General features: G+C 67.7%; 5 protein-coding genes. All 5 read left to right on the top strand.

Annotated features, from left to right (window positions below):
- The first annotated feature begins 525 nt into the window (after positions 1-525).
- The 5 genes from ACFTZL_RS39190 to ACFTZL_RS39170 all read left to right on the top strand — a co-directional run bounded on the left by ACFTZL_RS39190 (position 526) and on the right by ACFTZL_RS39170 (position 6,229).
- Positions 526-1,752: a branched-chain amino acid ABC transporter substrate-binding protein gene (locus tag ACFTZL_RS39190; protein ID WP_382593559.1), complete on the top strand. Its 1,227-nt coding sequence runs from the start codon at positions 526-528 to the stop codon at positions 1,750-1,752.
- A gap of 137 nt (positions 1,753-1,889) precedes the next feature.
- Positions 1,890-2,819: a branched-chain amino acid ABC transporter permease gene (locus ACFTZL_RS39185; RefSeq protein ID WP_382593556.1), complete on the top strand. Its 930-nt coding sequence runs from the start codon at positions 1,890-1,892 to the stop codon at positions 2,817-2,819.
- A 4-nt stretch (positions 2,820-2,823) separates the two neighbouring features.
- A complete protein-coding gene (locus ACFTZL_RS39180) occupies positions 2,824-4,635 on the top strand; it encodes a branched-chain amino acid ABC transporter permease (RefSeq protein ID WP_382593553.1) in 1,812 nt (603 codons plus the stop codon).
- 5 nt (positions 4,636-4,640) lie between these two features.
- Positions 4,641-5,516, top strand: a complete 876-nt coding sequence (locus ACFTZL_RS39175) for an ABC transporter ATP-binding protein (protein WP_382593551.1) — start codon at positions 4,641-4,643, stop codon at positions 5,514-5,516.
- Entirely contained in the window at positions 5,513-6,229 is a 717-nt protein-coding gene (locus ACFTZL_RS39170; RefSeq protein ID WP_382593548.1) for an ABC transporter ATP-binding protein, read from the top strand. Before ACFTZL_RS39175 ends, ACFTZL_RS39170 begins: the two co-directional genes overlap by 4 nt.
- Positions 6,230-6,292 lie beyond the last annotated feature (63 nt).

Here is a 6,292-nt window from a genome sequence, read left to right as displayed (position 1 = left end):
CGCGTAGACACACAATCGGACCCTTCAACTCCCCTGTCGAGGCAGGCCGGTTCCGGTTCACCGCGGCATCACCGTGGAATTAACTGTTTCCAATTGTTCGGAACTCCCCCTGGACACGGGCCGCCCCTATCTCGGCGTAACGCTCCGTAACGCGCGCGCAATACAACACCCCGACCTCCTCTTCGACCGCACCCACCCCCGGGACCTTCCCGATCCCGCCCCCGCCACCTGCGCCACGCCGACCGCACGATCTCGGCCATGGCCAACCGGAAGTGCGGGTTCTCAGAATGCGGACCTCGGAGAAAAGCACCCAAACCCGCCGAGAGGGCCCGCCGGAGAAGCCGGGCATCCATCACGTCATAACAAGAAAGTCACAAGCCGTCCCACGCCACTGACCCTGCCTCCACACCGGGCTTAGAGTCACGGCCAGTCACCGCTCCATCGGGAGTTCGGTACCAGCGCGGCACTACCCCCCGACCAAGGGCGGGCCTGCCTGTGAAAGGACTGATCGTGCGACAGCGTTCCTTGGTGATTCTTACCTCCGTTCTGACGACCGGAGCTCTGACTCTCACCGCCTGCGGGTCCCGAGACGACAGCGGCGACAAGGGCGGAGACAGTGGCGGCACCACGCTGACCATCGGCGTCGACGCCCCCCTGTCCGGTGAGAACTCCACCACCGGCCTCGGCATCCAGTACGGCGCCCAGATAGCCGTCGACGACGCCAACAAGAACAACTGGGTCCCGGGCGTCAAGTTCAAGCTCAAGGCCCTGGACGACAAGGCGCAGCCCGCCACCGGCCAGTCCAACGCCACCAGCATCGTCGGCGACAAGACCGCCGTCGGCGCCGTCGGCCCCCTGAACTCCGGCGTCGCCCAGACGATGCAGCAGGTGTTCGCCTCGGCCAACATGGTCCAGATCTCCCCGGCCAACACCAACCCCGAGCTGACCCAGGGCAAGAACTGGCAGACGGACAAGAAGCGTCCCTACAAGACGTACTTCCGCACCGCCACCACCGACGAACTGCAGGGCAGCTTCGCCGCCGGCTACGCGTACAACGGCCTCAAGAAGAAGAAGGCCTTCGTCGTCGACGACAAGCAGACCTACGGCGCCGGCCTCGCGAAGATCTTCGCCGAGCAGTACAAGAAGTACGGCGGCAAGGTCGTGGCCACCGACCACGTCAACACCGGCGACAAGGACTTCGGCTCGCTCGCCACGAAGATCAAGAACTCCGGCGCCGACCTGCTCTACTACGGCGGCCAGTACGACGAGTCCGCGCTGATCACCAAGCAGCTCAAGGACACCGGCGTCAAGATCCCGCTGTTCGGCGGCGACGGCATGTTCGCCTCCACCTACATCGAGGCCGCCGGCAAGTCCTCCGAGGGCGACCTCGCCACCGCGATCGGTGTCCCCGCCGACACCCTGCCCGCCGCCAAGCAGTTCATCCAGACGTACAAGGACAAGGGTTACAAGGGCGACTACGGCGCCTACGGCGCCTACGCCTACGACGCCACCACCGCCATCATCAAGGCCGTCAAGGCCGCTGCCGACGCCAACGGCGGCAAGGTGCCCACCGACATCAACGACCTGCGCTCCAAGGTCGTCGACGGTGTCCAGAAGTCCGACTTCGAAGGCCTCACCGGCAAGATCTCCTTCGACCAGTACGGCGACACCACCAACAAGCAGCTGACGGTCTACCAGGTCGAGAAGGGTGCCTGGAACGACGTGGAGACCGGCACCGCCGACCTGAAGTAGTCGGCCCGCCACAACGCCGCACCACGGGCCGCGCGGAAGGATGACCCCGACCGCGCGGCCCGTTTCCACACCCCCCACAGCACACGACCACGCACACATCCAGTGCACACGACCACCAGCGACATGGAGGCCATGCGGTGAACACCCTGCCGCAGCAGCTGGCCAACGGGCTGCTTCTCGGCTCGATGTACGGGCTGATCGCCATCGGCTACACGATGGTGTACGGCATCGTCCAGCTCATCAACTTCGCGCACGGCGAGATCTTCATGACCGGCGCCTTCGGCGCACTCACGGTCTACTTCTACATCCTGCCCGACGGCACCTCGATGGCCCTCGCCGTACCGCTGATGCTCCTCGGCGGCGCCCTCGTGGCCATCCTCATCGCCGTCGGAGCGGAACGGTTCGCCTACCGACCACTGCGCGGAGCACCACGCCTGGCACCGCTCATCACCGCCATCGGCCTCTCCCTGGCCCTCCAGGAAGTCGTCCGCAACTTCTACCCCGGCGCCGACCGCGCCCGCGCCTTCCCCGGGCTCGACGCCACCCACGACATCGGCTCCATCACCATCAAGGACGCCGACATCTTCCTCATCCTGGCCGCCGTCGTCTGTATGGCCGCCCTCGCGATCTTCGTGCGCCGCAGCCGCACCGGCCGCGCCATGCAGGCCACCGCGCAGGACCCCGACACCGCGCAGCTCATGGGCATCGACACCAACCGCATCATCGTCATCGCCTTCGCCATCGGCGGTTTCTTCGCCGCCGTCGCGGCCGTCGCCTACGGACTCAAGTACGGCAACGTCGACTACCGCATGGGCTTCCTGATGGGCCTGAAGGCCTTCACCGCGGCCGTCCTCGGCGGTATCGGCAACATCTACGGCGCCATGCTCGGCGGCGTCGTCCTCGGCATCGCCGAGACCCTCGCCTCGGCCTACATCGACGAGATTCCCGGCATGGGCCAGCTCGGCGGTCAGAGCTGGGCCAACGTCTGGGCCTTCTGCCTCCTCATCCTGGTGCTGCTGTTCCGGCCTCAAGGCCTGCTCGGCGAGCGCGTCGCGGACAGGGCGTGACGACATGACCGAGACGACCAAGACCCCCGCCCCGGACGCCGTCCCCGCCCCGCCCGTACCGCGCGGCCTCATCCCGCTGCCCGCAGCGGCCGCCCGCGCCCTGCTGCTCGCCGGCGGCATCGCCACCGCGGCCTCCGCGTTCCTCGCCTGGACCTGGACCGACGAGTTCCCCGGCGACCTCACGATCAACGGCTACCCCGGCGGCCTGCAGTGGCTCACCTTCACCGCCGGTGTCCTCACCGCCCTGTTCGCCCTCGCCTCCTACGGGCCGCGCGGACTCGGCTGGCTGCTGCCCGGCCGTAACAACGCGCCGCTCGTCCTCACCGCCCTCGGCGGCTTCGCCGTCACCTGGTTCACGGTCATCGCCATCAGTGCCAACCTCGGCGGCGTCGTCAACCTCGAACCCGGCGGCTGGATCGCGGCCATCGCCTCCCTCCTGCCGGTCCTCGGCGCCTTCGCCCTCCCCCAGGAGAAGGCCGGCGCCGACGGCACCAAGGCGGCCCTCAAGGCCTACATCGCCAAGCCCGACCGCATCCCCGCCCCCGAGGCCACCGCGCCCTGGGTCCAGCGGGCCGTGATCACGGTCGTCACGATGATCGGCCTCGGTGTCTTCACCTACGGCATCGACACCGAGTACGGCGAACTGTTCATCGGCTACCTCTTCGTGGTCACGTTCGCCATGTGGGCCGTGCACACCGCCGGCCTCATGGACCGGTTCTCGTCGCTGGTGGCGGCCAACCGCAGCTTCACCCTCGCCATGGGCTTCGCCGCGGCGATCGCCTTCCCCTTCACCCAGACCGACGACCACTACGCCAACATCGGCGTCAACATCCTGATCTTCGGGACGGTCGCCCTCGGCCTGAACATCGTCGTCGGCCTCGCGGGCCTCCTCGACCTCGGATACGTCGCCTTCCTCGGCGTCGGCGCCTACACCGCCGCCCTGGTCTCCGGCTCCGAGTTCTCCACCATCTCCGGCGTCCACCTGCCGTTCTGGGCCTCCGCCCTGGCCGGCGCCGCCGCCTCGCTGGTCTTCGGCGTCCTCATCGGCGCCCCGACCCTGCGCCTGCGCGGCGACTACCTCGCCATCGTGACGCTGGGCTTCGGTGAGATCTTCCGTATCGCCGTCAACAACATGGACGGCGACTCCGGACCCGACGTCACCAACGGGCCGAACGGCATCCCCTCGATCCCCGACCTGAACCTCTTCGGGTTCAACTTCGGCCAGGCCCACGACATCGGCGGATTCACCCTCGGCCGCTTCGCCAACTACTACCTGCTCATGGTGCTGATCATGGCCATCGTGGTCCTGGTCTACACGCGTGCGGCGGACTCCCGCATCGGCCGCTCCTGGATCGCCATCCGTGAGGACGAGACCGCCGCGACCGCCATGGGCATCAACGGCTTCCGCGTCAAGCTCGTCGCCTTCGCCCTCGGCGCCGCCCTCGCCGGCCTCGCCGGCACCGTCAGCGCCCACGTCACCTACAGCGTCGTCCCCACCCCGTACCAGTTCGCCGGCTCCACACCGCCCAACTCCGCGTTCCTCCTGGCCGCGGTCGTCCTCGGCGGCATGGGCACCGTCGCCGGCCCCCTCCTCGGCGCGGCCCTGCTCTACCTGCTGCCCGAGAAGCTGGTGTTCCTCCAGGACAAGTCGCTCCTCGCCTTCGGTGTCGCGCTCATCCTGCTGATGCGCTTCCGCCCCGAAGGCATCATCGCCAACCGCCGGCGCCAGCTCGAATTCCACGAGACCGGCCAACTCGACGTACCGAAACAGACCACGCTGACCGACGAACCGGCCGTCACCAAGGCGGGGGCGTAAGAATCATGACCACACCTGTACTCGAAGCACGCGACGTCACCATGCGCTTCGGTGGCCTCACCGCCGTCCGCTCCGTCGACTTCACGGTCAACGCCGGCGAGATCGTCGGACTCATCGGCCCCAACGGCGCCGGCAAGACCACCTTCTTCAACTGCCTGACCGGCCTCTACATCCCCACCGAAGGCACCGTCTCCTACAAGGGCACGGTCCTGCCGCCCAAGCCCCACCTGGTCACCCAGGCCGGCATCGCCCGCACCTTCCAGAACATCCGCCTGTTCTCCAACATGACGGTCCTGGAAAACGTCCTCGTCGGCCGCCACACGCGGACGAAGGAAGGCCTGTGGTCCGCCCTGCTGCGCGGCCCCGGCTTCAAGAAGGCCGAACGCGCCAGCGAGGAACGAGCCATGGAACTCCTCGAGTTCATCGGCCTCTCCCACAAGCGCGACCACCTGGCACGCAACCTCCCCTACGGCGAACAGCGCAAGCTGGAGATCGCCCGGGCCCTCGCCAGCGAACCCGGTCTGCTCCTGCTCGACGAGCCGACGGCCGGCATGAACCCCCAGGAGACGCGAGCGACCGAGGAACTGGTCTTCGCCATCCGCGACAAGGGCGTGGCCGTCCTCCTCATCGAGCACGACATGCGCTTCGTCTTCAACCTGAGCGACCGCGTCGCCGTCCTCGTCCAGGGCGAAAAGCTCGTCGAGGGCACGTCGGAGGTCGTCCAGGCCGACGAACGCGTCATCGCCGCCTACTTGGGTGAACCCTTCGAAGGCGACCCCGGTGAAGCCGAAGTCGCGGAGGTCGAAGCCGCCGAAGCCGCCGCGGAGGCAGCACCCAGCAGCACCAGCAGCACCAGCAGCACCAAGGGAGAAGCCAAGTGACCGCACTCCTCGAGGTCGAGGACCTCCGGGTCTCCTACGGCAAGATCGAAGCCGTCAAAGGCATCTCCTTCAGCGTCGAAGCCGGCCAGGTCGTCACCCTCATCGGCACCAACGGCGCCGGCAAGACGACCACGCTGCGCACCCTCTCGGGACTGCTGAAGCCGACATCGGGCAAGATCTCCTTCGACGGCAAGCCGCTCACCGGCGTCGCCGCCCACAAGATCGTCGCCCTCGGCCTCGCCCACTCCCCCGAGGGCCGGCACATCTTCCCCCGCCTCACCATCGCGGAGAACCTCCAGCTCGGAGCGTTCCTCCGCAAGGACAAGGAAGGCGTCGAAAAGGACATCCAGCGGGCCTACGACCTCTTCCCCATCCTCGGAGAGCGCCGCAAGCAGGCAGCTGGAACCCTCTCCGGCGGCGAACAGCAGATGCTCGCCATGGGCCGCGCCCTGATGTCCCAGCCGAAACTGCTCATGCTCGACGAGCCCTCCATGGGCCTCTCCCCGATCATGATGCAGAAGATCATGGCGACGATCTTGGAGCTCAAGTCCCAGGGCACGACGATCCTTCTCGTGGAGCAGAACGCCCAGGCGGCGCTCTCCCTGGCCGACCACGGCCATGTCATGGAGGTCGGCAACATCGTCCTCTCCGGCACGGGGCAGGACCTGCTGCACGACGAGTCCGTCCGCAAGGCGTACCTCGGCGAGGACTGACGAGCTGGTCACGCGACGAGGCCCGCCCCCGGATGGGGTGCGGGCCTCGTGTGGTGTGCGGGG

Origin of the sequence: Streptomyces sp. NPDC056948, assembly GCF_042674225.1 — a bacterium.
Classification (GTDB): domain Bacteria; phylum Actinomycetota; class Actinomycetes; order Streptomycetales; family Streptomycetaceae; genus Streptomyces; species Streptomyces purpurascens.
The sequence above is the reverse complement of the archived record's forward strand: the minus strand, read 5'-3'. Positions and strand labels throughout refer to the sequence as shown.